21 protein-coding genes are annotated in these 22,774 nt (G+C 70.0%); 5 read left to right on the top strand and 16 right to left on the bottom strand.

Translation table 11 applies throughout. The annotated features are described in order from the left end of the window. Positions 1-1,296 (bottom strand): serine/threonine-protein kinase (locus KILIM_RS08985; RefSeq protein ID WP_255247629.1); only part of this gene is annotated, 1,296 nt, incomplete at its 3' end. Between the two features lie 287 nt (positions 1,297-1,583). Between KILIM_RS08985 and KILIM_RS08990 the strand changes: the two genes are divergently transcribed. Next, positions 1,584-3,008, top strand: a complete 1,425-nt coding sequence (locus KILIM_RS08990; RefSeq protein ID WP_006592351.1) for an alpha,alpha-trehalose-phosphate synthase (UDP-forming) — start codon at positions 1,584-1,586, stop codon at positions 3,006-3,008. Between the two features lie 38 nt (positions 3,009-3,046). After that, complete coding sequence (otsB, locus tag KILIM_RS08995; protein WP_006592352.1) at positions 3,047-3,856, top strand: trehalose-phosphatase; 810 nt, start codon at positions 3,047-3,049, stop codon at positions 3,854-3,856. A gap of 46 nt (positions 3,857-3,902) precedes the next feature. Here otsB and KILIM_RS09000 read toward each other — a convergent pair whose 3' ends face one another. The 4 genes from KILIM_RS09000 to KILIM_RS09015 form a co-directional block, all read right to left on the bottom strand. Continuing rightward, entirely contained in the window at positions 3,903-4,928 is a 1,026-nt protein-coding gene (locus KILIM_RS09000; protein ID WP_006592353.1) for a LacI family DNA-binding transcriptional regulator, read from the bottom strand. 90 nt (positions 4,929-5,018) lie between these two features. Beyond that, positions 5,019-5,942 carry a sugar ABC transporter permease gene (locus KILIM_RS09005; protein ID WP_006592354.1) on the bottom strand — a complete coding sequence of 308 codons (924 nt, stop codon included), beginning with the start codon at positions 5,940-5,942 and terminating at the stop codon, positions 5,019-5,021. Continuing rightward, a complete protein-coding gene (locus KILIM_RS09010; protein ID WP_006592355.1) occupies positions 5,942-7,474 on the bottom strand; it encodes an ABC transporter permease subunit in 1,533 nt (510 codons plus the stop codon). Before KILIM_RS09010 ends, KILIM_RS09005 begins: the two co-directional genes overlap by 1 nt. 187 nt (positions 7,475-7,661) lie before the next feature. Further along, positions 7,662-8,981 carry a sugar ABC transporter substrate-binding protein gene (locus tag KILIM_RS09015; protein WP_255247630.1) on the bottom strand — a complete coding sequence of 440 codons (1,320 nt, stop codon included), beginning with the start codon at positions 8,979-8,981 and terminating at the stop codon, positions 7,662-7,664. Between the two features lie 454 nt (positions 8,982-9,435). On the opposite strand from KILIM_RS09015, the gene KILIM_RS09020 reads away from it, so the two are divergent. Next, positions 9,436-10,512, top strand: a complete 1,077-nt coding sequence (locus KILIM_RS09020; RefSeq protein ID WP_006592357.1) for an ABC transporter ATP-binding protein — start codon at positions 9,436-9,438, stop codon at positions 10,510-10,512. 152 nt (positions 10,513-10,664) lie between these two features. Further along, entirely contained in the window at positions 10,665-11,912 is a 1,248-nt protein-coding gene (locus KILIM_RS09025; protein ID WP_006592358.1) for a DUF4032 domain-containing protein, read from the top strand. Positions 11,913-11,951: 39 nt separating this feature from the next. Here the strand turns inward: KILIM_RS09025 and rlmB are convergent, their stop codons facing one another. The 9 genes from rlmB to KILIM_RS09070 all read right to left on the bottom strand — a co-directional run bounded on the left by rlmB (position 11,952) and on the right by KILIM_RS09070 (position 19,657). Further along, on the bottom strand, positions 11,952-12,914 hold the full coding sequence (gene rlmB, locus KILIM_RS09030; protein ID WP_006592359.1) for a 23S rRNA (guanosine(2251)-2'-O)-methyltransferase RlmB: 963 nt from the start codon (positions 12,912-12,914) through the stop codon (positions 11,952-11,954). 41 nt (positions 12,915-12,955) lie between these two features. Then, positions 12,956-14,383 carry a cysteine--tRNA ligase gene (gene cysS, locus KILIM_RS09035; protein ID WP_006592360.1) on the bottom strand — a complete coding sequence of 476 codons (1,428 nt, stop codon included), beginning with the start codon at positions 14,381-14,383 and terminating at the stop codon, positions 12,956-12,958. 23 nt (positions 14,384-14,406) lie between these two features. Further along, the gene (locus tag KILIM_RS09040; protein WP_006592361.1) at positions 14,407-15,279 is read right to left on the bottom strand and encodes a hypothetical protein; all 873 of its coding nucleotides are present in this window, start codon (positions 15,277-15,279) and stop codon (positions 14,407-14,409) included. Further along, positions 15,276-15,749: a hypothetical protein gene (locus tag KILIM_RS09045; protein ID WP_006592362.1), complete on the bottom strand. Its 474-nt coding sequence runs from the start codon at positions 15,747-15,749 to the stop codon at positions 15,276-15,278. Before KILIM_RS09045 ends, KILIM_RS09040 begins: the two co-directional genes overlap by 4 nt. A 395-nt stretch (positions 15,750-16,144) precedes the next feature. After that, complete coding sequence (locus KILIM_RS09050) at positions 16,145-16,807, bottom strand: MBL fold metallo-hydrolase (protein WP_006592363.1); 663 nt, start codon at positions 16,805-16,807, stop codon at positions 16,145-16,147. After that, complete coding sequence (locus tag KILIM_RS09055; RefSeq protein WP_006592364.1) at positions 16,804-17,886, bottom strand: S-(hydroxymethyl)mycothiol dehydrogenase; 1,083 nt, start codon at positions 17,884-17,886, stop codon at positions 16,804-16,806. Before KILIM_RS09055 ends, KILIM_RS09050 begins: the two co-directional genes overlap by 4 nt. A 54-nt stretch (positions 17,887-17,940) precedes the next feature. Beyond that, positions 17,941-18,462 carry a 2-C-methyl-D-erythritol 2,4-cyclodiphosphate synthase gene (gene ispF / locus KILIM_RS09060; RefSeq protein ID WP_006592365.1) on the bottom strand — a complete coding sequence of 174 codons (522 nt, stop codon included), beginning with the start codon at positions 18,460-18,462 and terminating at the stop codon, positions 17,941-17,943. Further along, positions 18,459-19,178, bottom strand: coding sequence for a 2-C-methyl-D-erythritol 4-phosphate cytidylyltransferase (ispD, locus tag KILIM_RS09065; protein WP_083876031.1), 720 nt, complete (start codon positions 19,176-19,178; stop codon positions 18,459-18,461). Before ispD ends, ispF begins: the two co-directional genes overlap by 4 nt. Further along, on the bottom strand, positions 19,175-19,657 hold the full coding sequence (locus tag KILIM_RS09070; RefSeq protein ID WP_040562798.1) for a CarD family transcriptional regulator: 483 nt from the start codon (positions 19,655-19,657) through the stop codon (positions 19,175-19,177). The genes ispD and KILIM_RS09070 overlap by 4 nt, the downstream gene beginning before the upstream one ends. 305 nt (positions 19,658-19,962) lie before the next feature. Here KILIM_RS09070 and KILIM_RS22275 point away from each other — a divergent pair, with 305 nt between their 5' ends. Further along, positions 19,963-20,559 carry a hypothetical protein gene (locus tag KILIM_RS22275; RefSeq protein ID WP_157551608.1) on the top strand — a complete coding sequence of 199 codons (597 nt, stop codon included), beginning with the start codon at positions 19,963-19,965 and terminating at the stop codon, positions 20,557-20,559. An 82-nt stretch (positions 20,560-20,641) separates the two neighbouring features. Here the strand turns inward: KILIM_RS22275 and KILIM_RS09080 are convergent, their stop codons facing one another. Beyond that, positions 20,642-21,322 (bottom strand): response regulator, encoded by a 681-nt coding sequence (locus KILIM_RS09080; RefSeq protein WP_006592369.1) that lies wholly within the window; start codon positions 21,320-21,322, stop codon positions 20,642-20,644. 4 nt (positions 21,323-21,326) lie between these two features. Then, positions 21,327-22,724 (bottom strand): sensor histidine kinase, encoded by a 1,398-nt coding sequence (locus KILIM_RS09085; protein WP_255247631.1) that lies wholly within the window; start codon positions 22,722-22,724, stop codon positions 21,327-21,329. Positions 22,725-22,774: the final 50 nt, after the last annotated feature.

The raw sequence follows: 22,774 nt of genomic DNA on the forward strand, positions 1-22,774 counted from the left end.
GGCGGCGGGATCGACCGTCGGCAGTGCGCGCGTGCTGGACACCGGCTGCGGCCGGGTGTGTGGCTCCGTGGCGTCCCGCGCGGCACGGGGCGCACCCGCTCCGGCCGCGACCGAGCCTCCCGACGCGGCACCCCCGGCCGAGCCGCCCGCAGACGAAGCAGCCGCAGCCGAATCACCCGCAGCAGATCCCACCGCAGCAGAGCCAGCGGCAGCGGGGGCGCGGGAGGTGGCACCCGGCTCACCCACGGGCGTCCCGTCGCCCTTGCGCAGACCCAAGGCTGCGCCCAGCGCGATGGCCGGTTGTGCCACGGTCTGCGCCAGGCCGCGCCGCGGCGGCGGTACCGGGCGCGTGGTGGGGTCGCCGAAGTCCTGGTCGGAGGCCAGGGACGAGTCGGTGCCGACCCGCGGCGCCGGACCGACGATGGCGGCGGTGTCGCCGCCGGCGGCGAAGACGTCGAGGGCGGCGAGGATCTCTTCCTGCCGGGGGCGGGCGTGCGCCTCGGGCCGCAGACCGGCCAACAACACGGGCCGCAGCCGCTCCGGCACTCCCCGCAGATCGGCCTCCCCGCGGTGCACCCGATGCAGAACCGCGTCGAGCCGGCCCGTACCGAACGGGGGGCGGCCGGTCGCGGCGAACAACAACGTGGCCGCCCACGCCCACCAGTCGGTGGAATCGTCGACGGGGTGGCCGTCGAGCAGTTCGGGCGCCAGGTAGCCGGGCGTGCCCATGATGAGGCCCGTGTTGGTCAGCCGGGCCTCGTCGGCGACGTGCGCGATGCCGAAGTCGATGACGACCGGGTCGCCCGCAGCGATCAGTACGTTGCCCGGTTTGAGGTCGCGGTGCACCACCCCGGCGGCGTGAATGGCGCCGAGCGCCTCGGCGAGGCCGCGCCCGAGGCGGGCCAGCCCGGCCGCGTCCATCGGGCCGTGCGCGGCGACCCAGGTGTCCAGCGGATCCCCCGGCACGTAGCGGGTCACGACGTAAGGACGGGGGCCGTCGGTGTCGGCCGCGAGCACCGGCGCCACCCGCGGGTGGCGCACGCGCCGCAGCGTCGCGACCTCACGGGCCAGCCGCGCCCGCGCCACCGGGTCGTGGGCCACGTGATCGCGCAGCACCTTGATGGCGACCGCCCGACCGCGATCGTCCACGCCCAGGTGCACCACTCCCATGCCGCCCTCACCGAGGCGCTGCACCAGCCGGTACTCCCCCAGCCGCTCGTGCTGCTTGGCGGGCTGCGCCCCGCGCTCACCGGCATGCGCATCCTGGCGCCGCTGCTCCATCGGGATGCTGCTCACCTTCAACCCCTTGTGTCTGCGTCCACGTGCGTCACCTCATGCGTCGGCACCCGGAACTCCCCAAGAAATGACGCCCGGACCGCTCCCCGCGTTCCGCGAAGGAAGCGCTCAGGGTAGTCGGCTCCCCCGATCCGCACCTGGGTTCGTCCACAGGGTCGCCTTCAGTGTTCCAGCTGGGCCCCGACGACCAGCGGTTTTCCACAGGGACCGGGCGTGGCGTGAGCGCCGCCCATAGGATGCGATGAGGACACGAATCCATCTCGATCGAGGAGCTGAGCCGAACCGCCATGCGCGAGGAGACGTATTCGTTCGTCATCGCCGCCAACCGCCTTCCGGTCGACCGCCATGTCGGGCCGGACGGGGAGCAGGAGTGGCGCCGCAGCCCCGGAGGCCTGGTCACCGCGATGGACTCGGTGATGCGCGGTCGGGAGGGCGCCGCTTGGGTCGGTTGGGCCGGCGAGCCCGGAGAGGCGCCGGAGCCGTTCGAGGACTCGGGGATGCACCTGCACCCGGTTGCGCTGAGCGAGCAGGAGGTCACCGACTACTACGAGGGCTTCTCCAACGACACGCTGTGGCCGATCTACCACGACGTCATCGTGCCGGCGACCTTCCATCGCCGCTGGTGGGAGGCGTACCTGCGGGTCAACAAGCGATTCGCGGAGGCCGTGGCAAAGGTCAGCGACCAGGGCGCCACGGTCTGGGTCCACGACTACCAACTCCAGCTGGTGCCGCGGTTCCTGCGCGAGTTGCGGCCGGACCTGCGGATCGGCTGGTTCAACCACATCCCGTTCCCGCCGGTGGAGCTGTTCGCGCAGCTGCCGTGGCGGGGGCAGTTGATCGACGGCCTGCTCGGTGCCGACTACCTGGGGTTTCAGCGGTCGGCGGACGCCGGTAACTTTCTGCGGGCCGCCCGCCAGCTGCGCGGCTTGAGCACCAAGGGTGAGGTCGTGCGGGCCGACGACGACCGGCGCGTGCGCGCCAGCGCCCTGCCGATCTCCATCGACTTCGCGGCGCTGGACGAGATGGCCCGTCGCCCCGACGTCATCGAGCGGGCCAAGGAAATCCGGTCCCAGCTCGGCGACCCCGAGGTGCTCATGCTCGGCGTCGACCGCCTCGACTACACCAAGGGCATCCGGCACCGGCTCAAGGCCTACCAGGAGCTGCTGGCCGAGGGGCACTACTCCCCTCCGGAGGTGTCCCTGGTGCAGGTCGCCGTGCCCAGCCGCGAGCGCGTCGATGCCTACCGGCGCCTCAAGGACCAGATCGAGGGCACCGTCGGGCAGATCAACGGCGAGTACTCCACGGTGGGGGCCGCCGCGGTGCACTACCTGCACCAGTCGTTCGACCGCGCCGAGATGGCCGCGATGTACCTGGCCGCCGACATCTGCCTGGTGACGCCGCTGCGGGACGGGATGAATCTGGTCGCCAAGGAGTACGTCACCTGCCGGCACGACCTCGGTGGCGCCCTCGTGCTGTCCGAGTTCACCGGAGCCGCACACGAACTCAACGCCGCTTACCTGCACAACCCACACGACATCCAGGGGTTGAAGAACACGATCGTGCGGGCCGTGGAGGCCCAGCCGACCGAGAAGCGCCGCCGGATGCGCTCGCTGCGCAGGCGGGTCCGCGAGCACGACGTGCAGCGGTGGGCCGAGCGCTTCCTGCAGGCTCTGGAGAGTGCTCCGGAGCGCCCGACCGGCACGCCCAGCTAAGCCCGGATCTGGCCCACCCGCCCGAGGAGAAGACCGTGATGCTGCCCGCAGACCTGCGCCAAGCCCTCGACGCGGCGGTCGCCCGCGACACCGTGGTCCTGGCGAGCGACTTCGACGGCACGCTCGCGCCGTTCGTGCACGACGCGATGACCGCGCGGCCGGTGCCCGGCTCGATCGAACTGTTGCGCTCGGCCGCCCGCTGCCCGGGGGTGAGCGCGGCGCTGGTGTCCGGGCGGGACGTCGACACGTTGGCCACCCTCTCCGGTGTGCCTGGCGAGTCGGATGCGGGCCCGAACCTCACGCTCATCGGCAGCCACGGGGCGCAGAGTTCGTCGGCGCAGTTGCTCTCGCGGCTCGCGGGCGGCATGGGCGAGGGAGGCCTGGACGAGGCGGCACGCGTCCGCCTGGCCGAGTTGGACGTGGCACTGCAGGAGGTGCAGCGCCGCCATCCGCAGAGCCGCATCGAACGCAAGCCGGCCGCCGTCGTGCTGCACACCCGCGGCCTTCGCGAGGACGTCGCGGAGGCCGCTCTGGCGGACGCCGCGACCCTGGCCGAGCGCGACGGCGTGCACTCGCTGGCAGGCAAGAGCGTGCTCGAACTCAGCGTCGTCGACACCAGTAAGGGGAGCGCGTTACGCGCCCTGGCCGACCTGGTCGACGCGCAGGCCGTGATCTACTTCGGCGACGACGTGACCGACGAGCGCGCGTTCGAGGTGCTCCCCGCCGAGCAAGGCCACGTCACGATCAAGGTCGGCGACGGACCGACCGCCGCCGCCCACCGGGTGCCCGGCATCGACGCGGTCGTCGAGGCGATCGCCCACTTCGTCGCTGCCCGCCAGAACCGGTAGTCGTCGACTGCCCGCGCAGCGCGACGCAGGCCGGCGCCGCGGCCTCCTACGCGGAGGCCGCGGGCGCCGGCCCCGTCGAGCCGCGGACGACGAGCTCGGGGCGAAACACCAGCTCGGCGACGCTCGACGGTTCGCCACTCATGGCGGTCAGGAGGGCCTCGACCGCGGCCTCCCCCATCGCCGTGACGTTCACGCGCACGGTGGTCAGGGGCGGGTCGGTGTATGCCATGAGCCAGGAGTCGTCCGAGCCCACGACCGAGACGTCGTCGGGCACGCGCAGGCCGCGACGACGCACCTCACTGATGGCGCCCAGAGCCATGAGGTCGGAGGCGCACACGATGGCGGTGCAGCCGCGGTCCAGCAGTTGGGCGGCCCCGCTCGCGCCGCCCTCGACGGTGAAGAACGTCTCCACGACCAGGTCGTCGAGGTCGTCGACGTCACCGATCTCGTGCATCGACTGCCGAAAGGAGGCGATCTTCAGCATCACCGGCACGTAGCGCTCGGGACCGACGAGCAGCCCGATCCGCCGGTGTCGCAGCGCGGTGAGGTGATCGACCACCAGGCTCATCGCGACGCGTTCGTCGTTGGAGACGAACGGCGCCGGAATGCCCTCGCGGAAGCCGCTGACCAGCACGATCGGGATGCCCTTGGCGACGAGGTCGAGGTAGCGGGCGATATCGCTGTGCAGGTTCGCGTGGTGGCCCGAGACGTAGATGATGCCGGATACCCCGCGCTCCAGCAGCATCTCGACGTACTCGTCCTCGTGCACCCCACCCGGCGCCTGGGTGCACAACACCGGCGTGTAGCCGGAGGCGCTCAGGGCGTTCTCGATCACTTGGGCGTAGGCGGGGAACACCGGATTGCTGAGCTCGGGGACGATCAGCCCCACGAGCCCAGCCGAGCGTTCTCGAAGCCGTGAGGGCCGGTCGTAGCCGAGCAGATCCAGCGCTTCGAGCACGGACGCCCGCGTCGCCGCGGCCACGCCGGGCTTGCCGTTGAACACCCGGCTGGCTGTCGCCTCGCTGACGCCTGCTTGTCGAGCCACGTCGGCCAGGCGGGCTGGTCGCGACATCGGCTGCTCACCTCCAATCAGCGCACGGGTGGGTCTGGCGTTCAGCAGATCATCCGATCGCCTTGTCGGCCAATGGAAGACCTGAGCCGGCTACTTTACGGATCCCTGGGTGAGTCCGCCGACCAGCTGCTTCTGGAAGCCCAGGTAGAGCAGCATGACGGGCAGGGAGCAGAGCAGGGAGCCGGCCGCGAACTGTCCGAAGAGTTCGTTGGCGGTTGTGCCCTTACTCATGCTCCACAGGCCCACGCCCAGCGTTTGGCTACCGACGTCGGTGAGGAAGACGCTGGCCAGCATGAACTCCCCGAAGAGCCCGACGAAGGAGAGCATGAAGACGGTCACCAGAATCGGGGCGACCAGGCGCAAGGTCATCGTGAAGAAGATTCGTGCGTGGCTCGCGCCGTCCATGATCGCCGCCTCGTCCATCTCCCGCGGGATCGTGTCGAAGTAGCCCTTGAGCAGCCACACGTTGCTGCCCATCGCCCCGCCCATGTAGGCGAGCAGGAGCCCCCAGGTGGTGTTGAGCCCGAACGCCGGGATGACGTCACCCACCTTCGCGAAGGTGATGTACATCGCGACGAGGGCGAGCACGGCCGGGAAAAGCTGCAGGAGCAGCAGACTCAGCAGCCCGAGTCGGCGCCCGGCGAACCTCAGCCGCGAGAATGCGAACGCGGCCAGCGCGCCGATGAAGACCGAGAGGCCGGCTCCGACGGTGCAGATGATCAGCGAGTTCTTGTACCAGGTCCAGTAGGGGCGAGCGGGATCGTTGGACAGGTCGATGACGTTCTGCAGCGAGAAGTGCCGCGGCAGCAGGTCGGAGGTCGAGAGTTGGCCGGAGGGATTCAGCGCGGCCGACAAGAGGAACAGGATGGGAAAGAGTGCCCAGGCGAGCACGATGATGCCCACCAGGTGCCGCCACCACGTGGCCCCGCGGCCGGCTCCCCCTTCCCGGGAGGGTCGTAGGGTGCGCGTCGGCGTGGGCGCCGCGGCGATGAGGTCGGGGTTCTGGGCGGCCATCAGCTGATCTCCTCCAGCTTCTTGGTGGCGCGGAAGCCGGGCAGGCTCATGAGCGCGACGAGCGCAAAGATGATGATCGAAACGGCGGCCGCAAGCCCGTAGTTAGGAGCGGCGCCGGAGAAGGCGAGTCGGTAGGCGTACGTGATGAGCAGGTCGGTACCGCCGACCTGGGCCCCGCCGACGAACGGCCCACCCTCGGTGAGCAGGAAGATCAACGAGAAGTTGTTGAAGTTGAAGCCGTAGGACGCGATGAGCAGCGGTCCGACCGCAACGAGCAACAGCGGCATCGTGATGCGCAGCAACATCTGCACGCCCGAGGCACCGTCGATGCGAGCGGCCTCCTTGACGTCACCCGGGATGGCCTGGAGCGCACCGGTGCAGACGACGAACATGTAGGGGAATCCCAGCCACAGGTTCGTGATCATGACTGCGGCCATCGCCGCCCAGGTATTACCGAGCCAGTCGACGGACAAACCGGTGATGGAGTTGATGAGCCCGTAGTCCTGGTTGAACATTCCCTTCCACAGCAGCGCCGTGACGAAGGTCGGAATGGCGTAGGGCAGGATGAGCAGCGAGCGGTACAGCCCGCGGAACCGCATCGTCGGTTCGTTGAAGAGCAGCGCGATGAGCATGCCCAGGCCGAACGTCAACACAACCGTGCCGGCGGCGAACGCCACGTTCCACACGAACATTCGCAAGAACTGGGTGCGCAGCGTCTCGTCGGTGAGGATCGTCGCAAAGTTCTGGAAACCGACGTTCTGCAGCCACCCCTGGGAGAACGCCTCACCGCTGCCGTCAGTCGCCACATAGCGGCCGTCCTGCGGAGCGAAGGTCTTGCCGGTCCGGGTATCGGTCAGTTGGTCGGTGGCCGCGTCGTACGTGATCGTCGTGCGGCCCTCGAAGGCTGTCGAGAGGCCTTGCATCTTGATCCCGCCCCCGTCGGCGGTGGGGACCGCGAAGTTCGACAGGTCGGCCGATCGGGCGTTCGCCTGCCCGGCGTTGAGCACGGTGAAGCCCTGAGCTTGCGTGATCTTGCCGGCGGGATTCTGCTCGATCGGAGTCGTCAGCGGCTCCAGACCGTCCTTCGTACCGACGAAGGCCTCGTCTTTGGTGTCGACCAGCAGGAGGGAGAGGTCGCCAGTTGTCAGGTCAGTGCCCTCCTTGACGGCGACAGAGGCGCGATAGCGCTCCGAACCGGGCACCTCCTCGACCGAGTTGGCGACGATCTGCTGGACCGCCACTTCTTTGGTGTCCAGGTGCCCGTCGCCGTAGTTGGTGAAGGCCATGGCGACGGTGAAGAGCATCGGCCAGATCTGCAGCGCGAGCAGCGCGAGCATGCCGGGGAAAAGGTACTTCATCGGCACGGCGCGCTTGGTCGCGTAGATCGCGAGAATGCACAGCCCGACGAAGGCGGTGACGGTCACGGCCAGCCAATGGCCCTGGGCGGCCAGCGTCGTGGCGATCCACAGGACGACAGCCAGCGCGGCGGCCAGGCCGAGCCATTTGAGTAGGAGGTACGGGGACGACTTCATTGGGCGGTCCTTCAGGCGAAAGGCGTCAGCAGTCGGCGCCAAGCAGCAACATGGCAGCGAAAAGGCCAGTAAGAGGCGGCGAAGTGGCCACGGAGTGCGGTTGAGCCGCGCTCCGGGCCGCCGGCGGCCGCCGTCGACAAAGGACGAACGGCCGCCGGGCGGAGCAGGAGCAGGTGAGGCGGGAGTATCAGCCCTTGGCGATATTCGCCGCGATCTCCTTCTGGGCCGCATCCAGACGCGCCTGCGGCTGCGCATTACCCGAGATGATCTCGGCGGTGGCCAGACCGAAAGGCTCCCAGACGGCGTTCATCGCGGGGATGTTCGGCATGAGCGGGCCGCCCTCACCGGCCTCGAACCACGCTTTCATGTCCGGGTTCTGCGCGGCGACCTCGTCGTAGGCCTCCTTGAGGGCCGGCGGGCGCTGCCCGGCCTCGTAGAGCGCGACCTGCACGTCCTTGCGCGGGACGTAGTTGGTGACGAACTCCTGGGCGAGGGTCGCGTTCTTGGCCTTGGACGAGACGTAGAACATCTGCACGCCGAGGAAGGGCTTCATCGGGCCGCCGCCCGGCACCGAAGGCATCGGGGAGATCGCGTACTTGATGCCCGCCTTCTTGGCCGGCGCGACGCTCCACGGACCACTGATGAGGTAGGGCGACTTGCCCGTGTCGAAGAGCGAGTCCATGTTCGTGTCGTCGACGTTCGTGGAGAGAACCTTCTCCTTGCCGAGCTTGGCGAGCAGTTCGCCGGCCTTGATCGACTCGGGGCTGTTGATGAGCAGCTTGCTGGCGTCGAAGTCGCCGTTCTCCTTCTGGGCGAAGATGCCGCCGCCGTAGCCGGAGAAGTAGGGGAACGTGAAGTAGCCGTTGCCCTTCTTGCCGATGTTCTGAATGAGAACCTGCTCGGCCTTGCCGGCCTTGATGGCCTCCTGGCCGGTGGCAATGAGCTCGTCGAGGGTCTTGGGTGCCTCGGGCGCCAGGTCCGTGTTGCGAATGAGGCCGAGGTTCTCGATCGCGTAGGGGACGCCGTACGTCTGGTTGTTGAACTTCGTCGCGGCCACGGCCTCGGGCTGGAACTTGGCGGAGGTCGCGGCGTCGAGCTGGACGGGAGCGACGGTGCCGTTCTGCACCAGTTCGCCGAGCCAGTCGTGCGCGCCGACGATGATGTCCGGTCCCTTACCGACCTTCGTGGCGTCCTTGAACTGCTTGCGCGGCTCGGTGGCGATCTGGACCGCGACGTTCACGCCGTTCTCGTCGCCGAACTGCTTGGCGTACTGCGTGACCGCAGGAGCGCGGTCGGCGTCGGACCAGATGACCAGATCGGCGCTGGCGTCGCGGGCCGGGTCGGCGGTGTTGAGCTCCGCGGCCGGGGTGGCCGCGCCCTGCGCCGGTGACTCCGTGCCACCGGACTGCGGGGTCTGCGAACCGCCGCAGGCGGACAGTAGAAGGGCGGTCGCCCCGAGGGCGGCCACGGCGCTGATGGCGCGCTTGTGCATGTTTTGACTCCCCATGGCTAAACGATGACGCCCCCGAACCGGGGTGCCGTCCTGGTAGCAAGCGGTCGGACGACTAGCCCAGGTGAGCCTGGGGAAGAGTCTGGCTGCGTTGCCTGACCGGAAGCCTAGACCCGCTGCAAGTCAATTGCCATACTTTCTGCAAGTTCTTGCAAGAATCAGCCTCGCCTCCGGACAACATGCAGGTCAGGAGGCCGTAAGACGTCAAATAGTAACGCAAGTCACTATTTGGCGCCGCCCCACAGGGCCCCCCGGCCTCGGGCGGGAATTGGCCGGATTGGGCCCTGTGGCACTTGCGCTCCCGGGGGTCGAGCCGTCAGAGTGTCCCCTAGCGCCCCCAACGGTGGGGGCGTAAGGACTGCCTGCGCCGGCTCGACTCGCGCCGGCGGCACATCCTTTACAACGGATCGTCCGGCACGTTCCTGCCGGTGAAGGAAAGGACAACGACGTCATGTCAACGGTCAAGTTTGACAACGCCACCCGCGTCTACCCGGGCAACGACAAGCCCTCGGTCGACAATCTCAACATCGACATCGCGGACGGCGAATTTCTCGTCCTCGTCGGCCCCTCCGGCTGCGGCAAGTCCACCAGCCTGCGCATGCTCGCCGGCCTCGAAGAGGTCAACGCCGGCAAGATCTGGATCGACGATCGCGACGTAACCGACCTGTCCCCCAAGGACCGCGACGTTGCCATGGTGTTCCAGAACTACGCGCTCTACCCGCACATGAGCGTCGCCGACAACATGGGCTTCGCGCTCAAGATCGCCGGCGTCGACAAGGGCGAGATCCGCCGCCGCGTCGAGGAGGCCGCCAAGATCCTCGACCTCGAGCAGTACCTCGAGCGCAAGCCCAAGGCCCTCTCCGGTGGTCAGCGTCAGCGCGTTGCCATGGGCCGCGCGATCGTGCGCGAGCCCAAGGTCTTCCTCATGGACGAGCCGCTGTCGAACCTCGACGCCAAGCTGCGCGTGCAGACCCGTACCCAGATCGCCTCGCTCCAGCGTCGCCTCGGGATCACCACCGTCTACGTCACCCACGACCAGGTCGAGGCCATGACGATGGGCGACCGGGTCGCGGTGCTCAAGGACGGCCTGCTGCAGCAGTGCGACAGCCCCCGGCGCATGTACGACCACCCGAACAACGTCTTCGTCGCCGGCTTCATCGGCTCCCCTGCGATGAACCTGTTCGACGTGCCGATCGTCGACGGTGGCGTGCAGTTCGGCAGCCACGTGCACCACGTGTCGCGCGACATCCTCGGCAAGGCCAAGGGCAGCCACGTCACCCTCGGCGTGCGACCCGAAGACCTCGACCCCACGACCGGCGACGGCCTGCCGATCCTCATCGACGTGGTGGAGGAGCTCGGCGCAGACGCCTACATCTACGGCGAGCAGGAGGGTGGCAGCCCCGACCGACCGATCATCGCCCGGGTCGACGGCCGTCGCCCCCCGATGAAGGGTGAGACGCTGCGGTTCGCCCCCAAGGCCGACCACGTGCACCTGTTCGATGCCGAGACCGGCCTGCGCCTCGAGTGACCCTTCGGTCTTTGACGTGCACTGAACAGGCACGATAAACGCACGCAGAAGTGTGCATCATGCGACGGCGGGCCGTCTCCGATCACCGGGGACGGCCCGTTCGCACGTTCGCAGCGGAGGGCCCAAGCCCTTCGGCATGACAGCATGGACCCATGGCGTTGCAGATCACCGCGAACCAGGCGGACCCCGCACTTCTCGACCTGCCCTGGTCGATACCCCTGGAGGACTGGGACCCCAAGTACCTGGCCGCCCTGCCCCGCGGCATCTCCCGGCACGTCGTGCGGTTCGTGCGTGTCGGCGCGACGGTCATCGCCGTCAAGGAGATCAAGGAAGACATCGCCCGCGGCGAGTACGAACTGCTGCGGGCGCTGCGCCGCATGGACATGCCCTCGGTGGTGCCCTACGGCATCATCAGCGGCCGGGTCGATGCCGACGGCAACGAGCTCGACGCCTGCCTGCTGACCCGGCACCTGGAGTTCTCTCTGCCATACCGCGCGCTGTTCAGCCAGCGGCTGCGCCCCGACACGGCCGGCCGACTGCTCGACGCGCTCGCCGTGCTGCTCGTGCGGCTGCACCTGGCCGGCTTCTGGTGGGGCGACGTCTCGCTCTCCAATACCCTCTTCCGCCGCGATGCGGCCGCCTTCTCGGCCTACCTGGTCGACGCCGAAACCGGCCAGCTCCTGCCCAGCCTCTCCAACGGCCAGCGCGAGCACGACCTCGACATCGCCCGCGTCAACATCGCCGGCGAGCTGTTCGACCTGCAGGCCGGCGGGGTGCTGGACCCCGACGCCGACGCCATCGAGATCTCCGAGCGGATCTTGCTGCGCTACCACCAGCTGTGGGAGGAGCTGACCGGCGTCGAGCGGTTCGAGACCGGCGACCGCTGGCGCGTCGACGAGCGCATCCGCCGACTCAACCAGCTCGGCTTCGACGTCGACGAGCTCGCGATGAGCACCGACCTCGGCGGCACCACCATCCAGATCCAGCCGAAGGTCGTCGACGCGGGCCACCACTCCCGTCGCCTGCTGCGCCTCACCGGCCTCGACGTGCAGGAGAACCAGGCGCGGCGCCTCCTCAACGACCTCGACTCCTTCCGCGCCGGCGAGGACCGCCAGGCCGAGAGCGAGGAGCTCGTCGCGCACGACTGGATGAGCCGCTGCTACGAGCCGATCGTGCGCAACATACCGGCCGACCTGACGCACAAGCTCGAGCCCGCCCAGGTGTTTCACGAGGTGCTCGAGCACCGGTGGTACCTCTCGGAGCAGGTCGGCGGCGACGTCACCACCGAGTGGGCGTTCGCCGACTATCTGGCCCGGGTGCTGCCGACCAAGCCCGACGAGGACTCGATCGTCGGCGTCGACACGATGGCGCTGCCCGTGCTCGCCGCGCGCGAGGACTAGGTCACCGCCGGCGGGGCGGTCAGGCCGGGGTAGGGCCGGTCAGGGCCGAGCGCGCCGACGGCGGGAGACCTCGTAGAGCGCCACTCCCGCCGCGACTCCGGCATTGAGCGACTCGACGGCGTCGGCCATCGGGATCGAGACGATCTGATCGCAGGTCTCCCGCACCAACCGCGACAGCCCCTTGCCCTCGGAGCCGACGACGATGACCAGCGGCTCGGTCGCCAACTCCAGGTCGGGCAGGTCGATATCGGCCTCCATGTCGAGCCCGACGATGAAGAAGCCCGCGCGGCGGAAGTCCTCCAGCGCCCGCACGAGGTTGGTGGCCTGCGCCACCGGCACCCGAGCCGCGGTGCCGGCCGACGTCTTCCACGCCGCCGCCGTCATGCCCACCGAGCGCCGCTCCGGCACCACCACGCCCTGGCCGCCGAACGCGGCGACCGACCGAAGGATCGCTCCGAGGTTGCGCGGGTCCGTGATGCCGTCGAGGGCCACAACGAGCGGGATGCCGGGAGTCTGTGGGTCGTGCAGGTCGGCCGGGTCCAGGTAGGTGTACGGCGGCACCTGCAACGCCAGGCCCTGGTGCACGGCGCCGTCGGTGAGCCGGTCCAGCTCGCCGCGCGGGGTCTCCAGGGTCGGCACCGCCCGCTCCGCGGCGATCTTGAGCACCTCGCGCACCCGGTCGTCGTAGTCGATCCGCGAGGCCACGTACAGCGTCGTCGCCGGCACGTGCGTGCGCAGCGCCTCGACCACCGCGTTGCGGCCCGCGATGACCTCGTGCTGGGATCGGCCGCGGTGCAGGCTTGCGACGCGCCGCGGCCGGGCCGCCTCCCGCTTGGCTGCGGACTTCGCGGCCCGGTGCGCCTGGTGTTTGACGCGGTCCTCGGCCTTCGGCGTCGGCCCCCGCCCCTCGAGCCCCTTGCGGCGCTGACCGCCGCTGCCGACGGTCGGGCCCTTCTTCGACTTTGAGCGGGTCGCTCCGCGCCGCCGTGAATTGCCTGGCATGTCGTCCCTATCGCTGCGGTGATCGTCGGTGGCCGGTGGTCTTAACCCTGCGTGTCCCGAGCCAGCGACCAGCGTGCGCCGCCCGGGGTGTCTTCGACCTGCACGCCGGCCGCCGTCAGCCGGTCCCGGATCGCGTCCGCGGTCGCAAAGTCCCGGGCCGCCCGGGCCGCGGCCCGCTGCGCCAGTTGATCCTCGACCAAGGCCGCCAGGGCACCATCGTCCCCGGAGCCGGCGTCGCTCGTGGCCCAGTGGGGGTCCAGCGGGTTGACGCCGAGAACGTCGGTCATCGCGATGACCTCGCGGGCCGCCTGCCGGGCGGCCGCCACGTCGCCGGCGTCGAGGGCCGTGTTGCCGGCGCGCACGCGAGCGTGTACGACCGCCAAGGCCCCGGCCGTGTTGAGGTCGTCGTCCATCTCCTTGCGGAACTCGGCCGGAATCGCCGAGTAGTCGACGGCGGGATCCGCCCCGGCCCGTTGCAGGAAGCCCTCGATGCGCTCCACCGCGGTCTGCGCCTCGGCCAACGAGCCGGGGCGGTACTCCAACGTCGAGCGGTAGTGCGAGCCGCCGATGTAGTAGCGCACGGCGATCGCTCGGGCTGCCCGGGTCACCTCCGGCACGCTCATGCCGTTGCCCAGCGACTTGCTCATCTTCTCGCCCGCCGCGGTGAGCCAGGCGTTGTGCAGCCAGTAGCGCGCGAAACCAAGGCCCGCGGCTCGCGACTGGGCCAGCTCGTTCTCGTGGTGCGGGAAGCGCAGATCGACTGCACCGCCATGGATGTCGAAGGTGTCGCCAAGGTACTTGCGGGCCATCGCCGAGCACTCCAGGTGCCAGCCCGGGCGGCCGCGACCGAACGGGGTGGGCCAGCTCGCCGTCGCAGGATCGGACGGCTTGTGCGCCTTCCACAAGGCGAAGTCGCGCGGGTCGCGCTTGCCGCGCGGGTCGGCGTCCGGCGCGGCCTCCATGTCGTCGACCGCCTGCCGGGTCAGAGCGCCGTACTCGGGAAACGAGCGGACGTCGAAGTACACGTCGCCGGCATCCGGGCCGTCGGCCGGCGCCGCGTAGGCGTGACCGCGCTCCACGAGGGTGTCCATCAGCTCGACCATCTCGGGCACGTGCCCCGTCGCGCGCGGCTCGTACGTCGGGGCGCGCACGCCCAGCGTCTCCAGCGCCTGCGTCGTCTCCCGCTCGAAGCGGTAGCTCAGGGCCCACCACGGCTCGTCGTTCTCCGCAGCCTTGCGCAGGATCTTGTCGTCGATGTCGGTGACATTGCGCACGAAGGTCACGTCGAAGCCGTGCCCTGCCTCCAGCCAACGCCGCAGGATGTCGAACGCGACCGCGAAGCGCATGTGGCCGATGTGCGGGGTGCCCTGCGTCGTGAGTCCGCAGATGTACATGCCGACCTGGCCCGGGACCAGGGGCTCGAACTCGCGAAGTTCGCCGGCGGCGGTGTCGAAGAGGCGCAGACTCACCCCCGCAGCCTACAAGGCGGCCCTCACCAGTCGGCGGCGTCGTCCTCCTCCGGATCGCCCTGCCCGGGCAGCCCGGCGACCAGTTTCTGCAGATCGCCCCACACGAGGCTGCCCGGCCGCGGCGCAAGCACCGTGCCCCCGTTGCTGCGACGACGCACCACGTACTGGCCGGCGTCGGCGATGCTCACGTACTCGAGCCCGGGGCCCAGGTGCGGCCCGCGCACGCTCCAGCGGCTCCACTCCCGCGACCACAGGTCGAGGAGGCCCTCGTCGGCTCCGGCCGGTGCCGGGGTGCTCGTGTCGGTGACCTTGACCTCGACCGCCTGCACCGCGGCAGCGTCGCCCAGGTCGTGCACCTCGTCGTAGTTCCACGTCGGCGCGAGCCCACCCCAGCGGGCCAGGGCGATCGGCAGCGCCCCAACGGGCAGCACCTCGAAGGTGACCGGGCCCGGCGGTTCGGCCTCGACGTCCGCGCTCAGTGGCACGGGGTGCTCCTCGACGACGACCAGCGCGAGGGCGACACCGGCCCGAATCCACCCACGTCGCCGGCCATCGGGCGAACTGACGCGCAACTCCAGCAGCGCCGGCGTCGACCCCAGGTCGCGCCTCAGCCGGACGGTCTGCAACGTCGGCTGACCCTGCGGGCTGAACCATCCCGCACGCACGAGCGACTCACGTTGGTCGCGCAGGTCACCGGTCGCGGCCGCGTCCCACAACTGCTCGGAGGCGTGCTGCTTCGGCTCGCTCGCGGCACCGGAGGCCGGCGCACCGCACAGCAGATCCACCAGCTGCGCCGCGACGGCCGGGCCGGTCCGCCGGCGGGGTGTCTGGTGCCGCAGGGCACCCAAGTCCTCCAGCCCGCCCAAGCTGACCGGGTCGACATTCGGTGCGGTCATGGCCTCTCCTCCAGGGCCGTCTCGTCGGTCAGGCGCAGCCGAGCGACGATCGTGGCGACCGCCTCCTCGACGGCCAGCAGCTGCGCCAGCTCGCAGTCGACCTCGATCCGCACCGCCGTGTGCCCGGCGACGAACAGGTAGACGTCGTTGGCCATCGTCACGTCGCCCTCGACGTACGCGGTCTGGATGTACCGCCCGTCGCCCCACTGCAGGTGCGGCCACAACTCGCAGTTGGCCAGGAGCGCGTCGGGGCGGACGGCCTGCAATTCGTGGAGCAGGCCCATCGACGCGGCCTCGATGCCGCGGTCGGCCGCCTGCAGGTGCACCCGCAGCGTCGTCGAGACGCCGTGCGCGCTCTCGGGTCCGCAAACGAGCAACTCGGCCTGCGCGCTCTCGCGGAAGCTCCAGCCCGCGGGCAGCGGCCCGTCGCTGTAGCGGATGGTGCGGGTCAATCCCGTCGTTCGAACCATGGCCAGACTCCCCCTGTGTCGGTGTGCCCGTCGTGCATCCCGAACCGCAGATCCCCCGATCGCGGCGTCGAGTGGACCCTTGCGCCCGAAGCTCAACCGGTCATCGCTGCCGCGACCTCTCCCCGTGAGGTGTCGGCGTGCAGCGCCAGAGATGATTCTTACATTGCAATTGAACGATTGTCCCGGTCACTTGACCGCAATCACACGTCGAGCCGGGTTGTTATCGGGACTTGTGCTGGCAGACAGCTGTTTTCGCATTCGGCGGGGAAATTCACTTGTATCTATGCCCCACGAATCCGCCCCGTGTGGGTACGCCACCCGCACACAGCAGACGCCGACGGGCCGCCCGCGGTGCGCGGGCGGCCCGTCGGCCGAGCGGGGCTGCGAGAGCGGGCTCAGTGCCCCCTGTCGATCCACTCCTGCCGGTGCGGCGCTTCGGCGCCGATGGAGGTGGAGCCGCCGTGCCCGGTGAGCACGAGGGTCTCGCTAGGGAGGGTGAGCAGCCGCTCACTGATCGAGTCGACGATCGTGTCGAAGTCGCTGAACGAGCGACCCGTAGCGCCGGGACCGCCGTTGAACAGCGTGTCGCCGGAGAACACGGTGGCCAGCGCCGGCACGTGGAAGACGCAGGCGCCGGGCGCATGGCCGGGTGTGTGCAGCACCCGCAGGTCTACCTCGCCGACCGCGAAGGTCTGGCCGTCGGCGAGCGCCTCGTCGGGGTCGGCGTCGAACACCTGGCGGTACAAGAACCAGTCGTCGGGGTGCAGGTAGATGGCGGCGCCGGTCGCGTCGGCCAGCTCACGGGCCACCCGGATGTGATCGTCGTGCCCGTGGGTGAGCAGGATGCCCTGCACCTCACGCCCGTTGACCGCCTCCAGGATCGGCGCAGCGTCGTGGGCGGCGTCGATGATGAGGCACTGGGAGTCGGTGCCGATGACGTAGACGTTGTTGTCCACCTCCCACGTGCCACCGTCGAGACTGAACGTGCCGGAGGTGACGACGACATCGACGCGCACGCCATCGACATCCGCGGGGGTCTGGATGCGTTGGGCGCTCACAGGACCACCACCGAGCGCAGAACCTTGCCGCCGTGCATCTTTTCGAAGGCCTCCTCGACGTCGCCGATGCCGATGCGTTCGGTGACGAAGGCATCGAGGTCGAGGCGACCTTGCTTGTACAACTCCACGAGCATCGGGAAGTCCCGGGTCGGCAGGCAGTCGCCGTACCAGCTGCTCTTGAGGGCACCGCCGCGACCGAAGATCTCGATCATCGGCAGGCTCACCTGCAGATCAGGGGTGGGGACCCCGACGAGCACGACTCGTCCCGCGAGGTCACGCGCGTAGAAGGCCTGCTCGTAGGTCTCCGGGCGACCGACGGCCTCGACGACGACATCGGCCCCGAAGCCGCCGGTCAACTCGCGGATCGCGGCGACGGGGTCTTCGTTCTTGGCGTTGACGGTGTGGGTGGCGCCGAACTGCTTGGCCCACTCCAGCTTGGTGTCGTCGACGTCGACGGCGATGATCGTGGTCGCCCCGGCGACCTGCGCGCCCGCGATCGCGGCGTTGCCGACACCGCCGCAGCCGAAGACCGCGATGGACTCGCCGCGGCGCACCCCGCCGGTGTTGACGGCCGCGCCGAAACCGGCCATGACGCCGCAGCCCAGGAGGCCTACAGCCGCGGGATCGGCATCCGCCACCTTGGTGCACTGGCCGGCAGCGACGAGGGTCTTCTCCGCGAAGGCGCCGATACCCAGTGCCGGCGACAACTCGGTGCCGTCGGTCAGCGTCATCTTCTGGGTCGCGTTGTGCGTGGCGAAGCAGTACTGCGGCTCACCCTTGTGGCAGGCGCGGCACTGCCCGCACACGGCCCGCCAGTTGAGGATGACGAAGTCGCCGGGGGCGACTTCCGTCACGCCGTCACCGACCGCCTCGACGACTCCGGCTGCCTCGTGGCCCAACAAGAACGGGAAGTCGTCGTTGATGCCGCCCTCGCGGTAGTGCAGGTCGGTGTGGCAGACCCCGCAGGCCTGGATCTGCACGACGGCCTCGCCTGGCCCGGGGTCGGGCACGATGATGTCGACGAGCTCGACGGGTGCCTTCTTCGAGCGGGCGATAACCCCCTTGACGGTGCTGGGCACTGCCGGCCTCCTCTACGTGGATGATTCGCCTCAGATTGGCAGTCGCCAGCCAGGCTAACGTGCGGGCGCCGACCCATGCAGGAGGGCAACGGCGACGGCCGCGATCCCCTCCCCCCGGCCGGTCAGGCCGAGACCGTCGGTGGTGGTGCCGCTGATGCTCACGGGAGCGCCGACCGCCTGGCCCAGAGCCGCCTGCGCCTCGGCTCGCCGGGTGCCGATCTTGGGGTGGTTGCCGATGACCTGAATCGACACGTTGACCACGGTGAACCCCTCGACACGCACCAGCCTGGCCGCCTCGGCGAGCAAGGTGACGCCCGCAGCGCCGGCCCACTGCGGCCGACCGGTGCCGAAGTGGGCACCGAGGTCGCCGATGCCGGCGGCGGTGAACAGCGCGTCACAGGCGGCGTGGGCGGCCACGTCGGCGTCCGAATGCCCGTCCAGTCCGGGCAGGTCGGGCCAGTGCAGGCCCCCGATCCACAGGTCACGCCCCGCGCTGCGGTCGGCGATGGCGTGCACATCGGTGCCGACGCCCACGCGCAGGCCGCTCAACGCCGCGCCCACGGCCTCTGTCGTCATCGCGCGCCCTTCCGGGCGTCGGTGCGCACCAGCCGCTCAGCGCGATCGAGGTCGTCGGGCTCGGTGATCTTGAAGGCGCTCGCGGCGCCGGGCACGACCCGCACCGGCAGCCCGAGCGCCTCGACGAGGGCGGCGTCGTCGGTGGCCTGCGCGCCGTGAGCGTGCGCGCGGGTGATGGCGCCACGGGTGAAGCCCTGAGGGGTCTGGATCGCCCGCAGGCTCGCCCGCGGCGGCGTGCCGGTCACGAGGGCGGCCTTGTCGACCAGCTTGATCGTGTCGGTGACCGCCAGGCCGGGGACGACCGCCTCGTCGCCGCCCCGGAGCGCCGCGAGCACGCGGTCGAAGAGCTCGGCCGGGGCGAGGCAGCGGGCGGTGTCGTGGATGAGGACGTGCACCGCATCGCAGTCGGCCAGCGCCGCCAGGCCCGCCGCAACGGAGTCGCTACGCTCCGCGCCGCCGGCGACGACCCGGACGAACTCGCGCTCCTTGTCGGTGAGCAGCGCCTGCGCCTGCCGCACGTGGGTCGCCGGTGCGACGACCACGACCCGCTGCAATTCGTTGTCGGCGGAAACGCCGAACGCCTGGTCGAGCGCCCATCGCAGAAGCGGGCGCCCGGCCAGGCGAACAAAGGCTTTGGGCAGATCAGCCCCTAGTCGCGTACCGGATCCGGCGGCGACCAGGACGACGGCGACACCGTCGCTGCTGCCGCTGCTCAGGAGGCGAGCACCTCGTCGAGGATGGACTCCGCCTTGACCTCGTCGGTCTTCTCGGCGAGCGCGAGCTCGGAGACCAGAATCTGGCGGGCCTTGGCCAGCATGCGCTTCTCGCCGGCGGACAGGCCACGCTCCTTGTCGCGACGCCACAGGTCACGCACGACCTCGGCAACCTTGATGACGTCGCCGGAGGCGAGCTTCTCGAGATTGGCCTTGTAGCGGCGCGACCAGTTGGTGGGCTCTTCGGTGTGCTCGGCCCGCAGCACCTGGAAGACGCGGTCCAGACCCTCTTGGCCGACCACGTCGCGAACGCCGACAAGGTCGCAGTTTTCCGCGGGAACCTCGATGGTCAGGTCGCCCTGCGCGACCTTAAGGACCAGATAGAGCTTCTCCTCTCCCCGAATGGTGCGGGTCTTGATCTCTTCGATGAGGGCCGCACCGTGGTGCGGGTACACAACCGTCTCGCCGACCTGGAAGCTCATATGCTTATATTCCCCTTTCGCGACCTCCAGGATAGCACGGGCCACCCTGCGGGCGGAACCGACCGGCGATCATTTGCCCTGGTCAGGAACCGTGATCCCACGATTGGGCACCCATTCTTGGGGTTGACATCTGGACGGTCGTGTGAGTATGGCAGCGACCCGCGTGGGACCTTCTGGGCGGCCGCGCCAAGGGCCGGACTCGCCCACCGTGCCGCGACACTGGTCCGACATTGGCGCGACACTGCCCCGACGTTCCGGGGGCGTAGCACCGCGACAACGGGGTCGGGCCAGGTAGGGTGAGCGCCGTGAACCGACGAATCCCCCTTGCGCTGGTCACCGGGTCTGCCATGGTGCTGTCGCTCAGCGCCTGCCAGTGGAACTCAGAGATCACGTCGATGAAGCAGTACGACCCGGCCGACGGCGTCTCCGCGCAGCTGGGCAACCTGCACCTGAACAACCTCATCGTCATCTCCGACGCCGAGGGCGGGCAGGGCAATGTCGTCGGCCTGGCCATCAACGGCACCGACGCGCCCGCCCAGGTCCAGGTCTCGGCGGTCAACGCCGGCCAGGCCGGCGCGGCGGGGGCGCCGCTGGAGGTGGCGGCACACTCCTCCCAGCAGTTGACCGAGCCGGAGGGCGGGCGTGCGACGTCGATCCCGACCGTGCAGGTCCCGCCCGGCGCGATGATGCAGCTGCTCGTGCAGACCAACCTGGGCCAGACGGTCGTCGACGTGCCGGTGCTGCCGCCCGAGGGCTACTACGTCGGCTACGGCCCCGCCGGCGGGGCGGCGACCAGTCCCGCCACTCCGGCGCCCGGCGGCACGGCCACCCCGGAGCCCGCGCCGACGCAGGCACCGGCACCCGAACCGACTCAGACGCCGGCGGAGACCCCCACCAGCTGAGGTATCAGCGCTCGCGACTCACGCGTCGAGGCCCGCACTCCCCTCCGGGGCGCGGGCCTCGATCGCGAGAGTCGCGGACCCCTCAGTCCTCGAACTTGTAGCCCAGCCCGCGCACGGTGACGATGTGTTTCGGGTGGCCCGGGTCGGGCTCGACCTTGGCGCGCAGGCGCTTGACGTGCACGTCGAGCGTCTTGGTGTCGCCCACGTAGTCGGTGCCCCACACCCGGTCGATCAGCTGCATGCGGGTCAGCACGCGCCCGGAGTTGCGCACCAGGATCTCCAGCAGCTCGAACTCCTTGAGCGGCATGGCGACGGCCTCACCGTTGACGGTGACGACGTGCCGCTCGACGTCGATGCGCACCGGGCCGGCCTCGACGTTGGCGGGCAGCAGGTCCTCGGGCTCCTGCAGGCGGCGTAGCACCGCCTTGATGCGGGCGAGCAACTCCCGGCTGGAGTACGGCTTGGTGACGTAGTCGTCGGCGCCCAGCTCGAGGCCCACGACCTTGTCGATCTCGCTGTCCTTGGCGGTCAGCATGATGACGGGCACGGCGGAGCGCTGCCGCAACGCGCGGCACACGTCGACCCCCGAGAGGCCGGGCAGCATGAGGTCGAGCAGCACGAGGTCGGCGCCGTCGCGGTCGAACTCCGCCAGCGCGTCGGGTCCCGTCTCGGCGACCGCAACCTCGTAGCCCTCCTTCTTCAGCAGGTAACTCAGCGGGTCGGAGAAGGAGGCCTCGTCCTCGACTACCAGGATTCGGGACATCGATTCACCTTTCGGAAGGGGTTCGTACACCGGAGACGCCGGACAGCTCCCCCGGTTCGCCGACGCTGCGGGCGCGAGATGAGGGGGTGGACGTCGGTTTCGGGCGTTGCGAGCGGGTCAAGGGGTCCGTCCGGTCATCGGGGCGCACCGGCAGTTCCGGCTCGGCCTCCTCGGGCGACTCGGACTCGGCCTGCGCACCGGGCACCGGGCCGTGCGAGGCGGCGGGAAGCCGGATCGTGAAGGTGGAGCCGTGGCCCTCCTGGCTCCACACGGTCACCTCGCCTCCGTGGTTGGCGCAGATGTGCTTGACGATGGCCAGGCCCAGCCCCGTGCCGCCGGTCGCCCGCGAGCGGGCCGCGTCGATGCGGTAGAAGCGCTCGAAGATGCGGTCCAACTCGGCGGCCGGAATGCCCTGGCCCTGATCGGAGACGGCGACCTCGACGACGAAGCCGCGATTTCGGGCGCTGACCGCCACCCGGGTGCGTTCGGTCGAGTAGTTCACGGCGTTGGTCAGCAGGTTGGCGATCGCCGTCCGGAGTAGCCCTGGATCGCCGTAGACCAGGGTCTGCGGGTCGAGCACCTCGACGAACTCGATGTTGCGCGCCTCGGCCACCGTGCGGGTGCCCTCGATGGCGTCGCGAGCCACCGCACCGACGTCCACCAAGCTCATCTGCGCGCCGGACTCCTGGGCCTGCAGGCGGGACAGCTCGACGATCTCGTACACGAGGGTGGTCAGCCGCTGGCTCTCGGCGCGGATGCGACCGGCGAAGCGGGCCACGGCCTCCGGATCGTCGGCGGCGTCCGCGATCGCCTCGGCGAGCAGGCTGATGCCGCCGACCGGAGTCTTCAGCTCGTGGGAGACGTTGGCCATGAAGTCGCGGCGCACCTCTTCGACCCGCCGGGCCTGGGTGCGGTCCTCGACGAGCAGCAACACGTGCCGCGCCCCCAGCGGCGCGACCCGCACGTCCAACGCCAGCGTGCCCTCACCGATGGGCCCTCGGGGTACCTCCAGCTCGACCTCGCGAATGACCTGGTCGCGGCGCACCCCGCGGACCACCTCTCGCAGGGCCGCGTGGGCGAGGTTGGCGTCACGCACCAGGCCCAGCGGCGCGGCGCTGGGACTGTGCATCACCACGGCGTCGGAACTGTCGATGACGATGGCGATATCGCCGAGCACCGCGAGCACGTCGGCGACCCCCGCGTCGGAGACCTCGTGGTTCATCTCGACCCTCTCGTCGGGCCCGCGTTCGGTCGGTTGCCCACCGTTGCCGGTCGTCGCGTCGCGCCAGAGTCGTCGCTCGGGTGCAGCACCGGCGACCCGGGCCGCGACGCCGGCCCGGGCGAGCCAACCCACCAGCGCACCGAACGCGACCGCCGGCACGACGACGAACAACCACTCCACGCGTGCAGAGTACGCGCCATCGGTGCAGGTGGGCCGCTCCTCCCGGGCGG

The organism is Kineosphaera limosa NBRC 100340, assembly GCF_000298215.1.
Taxonomy (GTDB): domain Bacteria; phylum Actinomycetota; class Actinomycetes; order Actinomycetales; family Dermatophilaceae; genus Kineosphaera; species Kineosphaera limosa.

Bases quoted from the DNA above. Each gene is read 5' to 3' on its own strand.
- KILIM_RS08990 (WP_006592351.1), top strand. From the start codon at position 1,584: ATGCGCGAGGAGACGTATTCGTTCGTCATCGCCGCCAACCGCCTTCCG.
- otsB (WP_006592352.1), top strand. From the start codon at position 3,047: ATGCTGCCCGCAGACCTGCGCCAAGCCCTCGACGCGGCGGTCGCCCGC.
- KILIM_RS09000 (WP_006592353.1), bottom strand. From the start codon at position 4,928: ATGTCGCGACCAGCCCGCCTGGCCGACGTGGCTCGACAAGCAGGCGTC.
- KILIM_RS09005 (WP_006592354.1), bottom strand. From the start codon at position 5,942: ATGGCCGCCCAGAACCCCGACCTCATCGCCGCGGCGCCCACGCCGACG.
- KILIM_RS09010 (WP_006592355.1), bottom strand. From the start codon at position 7,474: ATGAAGTCGTCCCCGTACCTCCTACTCAAATGGCTCGGCCTGGCCGCC.
- KILIM_RS09015 (WP_255247630.1), bottom strand. From the start codon at position 8,981: ATGGGGAGTCAAAACATGCACAAGCGCGCCATCAGCGCCGTGGCCGCC.
- KILIM_RS09020 (WP_006592357.1), top strand. From the start codon at position 9,436: ATGTCAACGGTCAAGTTTGACAACGCCACCCGCGTCTACCCGGGCAAC.
- KILIM_RS09025 (WP_006592358.1), top strand. From the start codon at position 10,665: ATGGCGTTGCAGATCACCGCGAACCAGGCGGACCCCGCACTTCTCGAC.
- rlmB (WP_006592359.1), bottom strand. From the start codon at position 12,914: ATGCCAGGCAATTCACGGCGGCGCGGAGCGACCCGCTCAAAGTCGAAG.
- KILIM_RS09040 (WP_006592361.1), bottom strand. From the start codon at position 15,279: ATGACCGCACCGAATGTCGACCCGGTCAGCTTGGGCGGGCTGGAGGAC.
- KILIM_RS09045 (WP_006592362.1), bottom strand. From the start codon at position 15,749: ATGGTTCGAACGACGGGATTGACCCGCACCATCCGCTACAGCGACGGG.
- ispF (WP_006592365.1), bottom strand. From the start codon at position 18,462: ATGACGACAGAGGCCGTGGGCGCGGCGTTGAGCGGCCTGCGCGTGGGC.
- KILIM_RS09070 (WP_040562798.1), bottom strand. From the start codon at position 19,657: ATGAGCTTCCAGGTCGGCGAGACGGTTGTGTACCCGCACCACGGTGCG.
- KILIM_RS09080 (WP_006592369.1), bottom strand. From the start codon at position 21,322: ATGTCCCGAATCCTGGTAGTCGAGGACGAGGCCTCCTTCTCCGACCCG.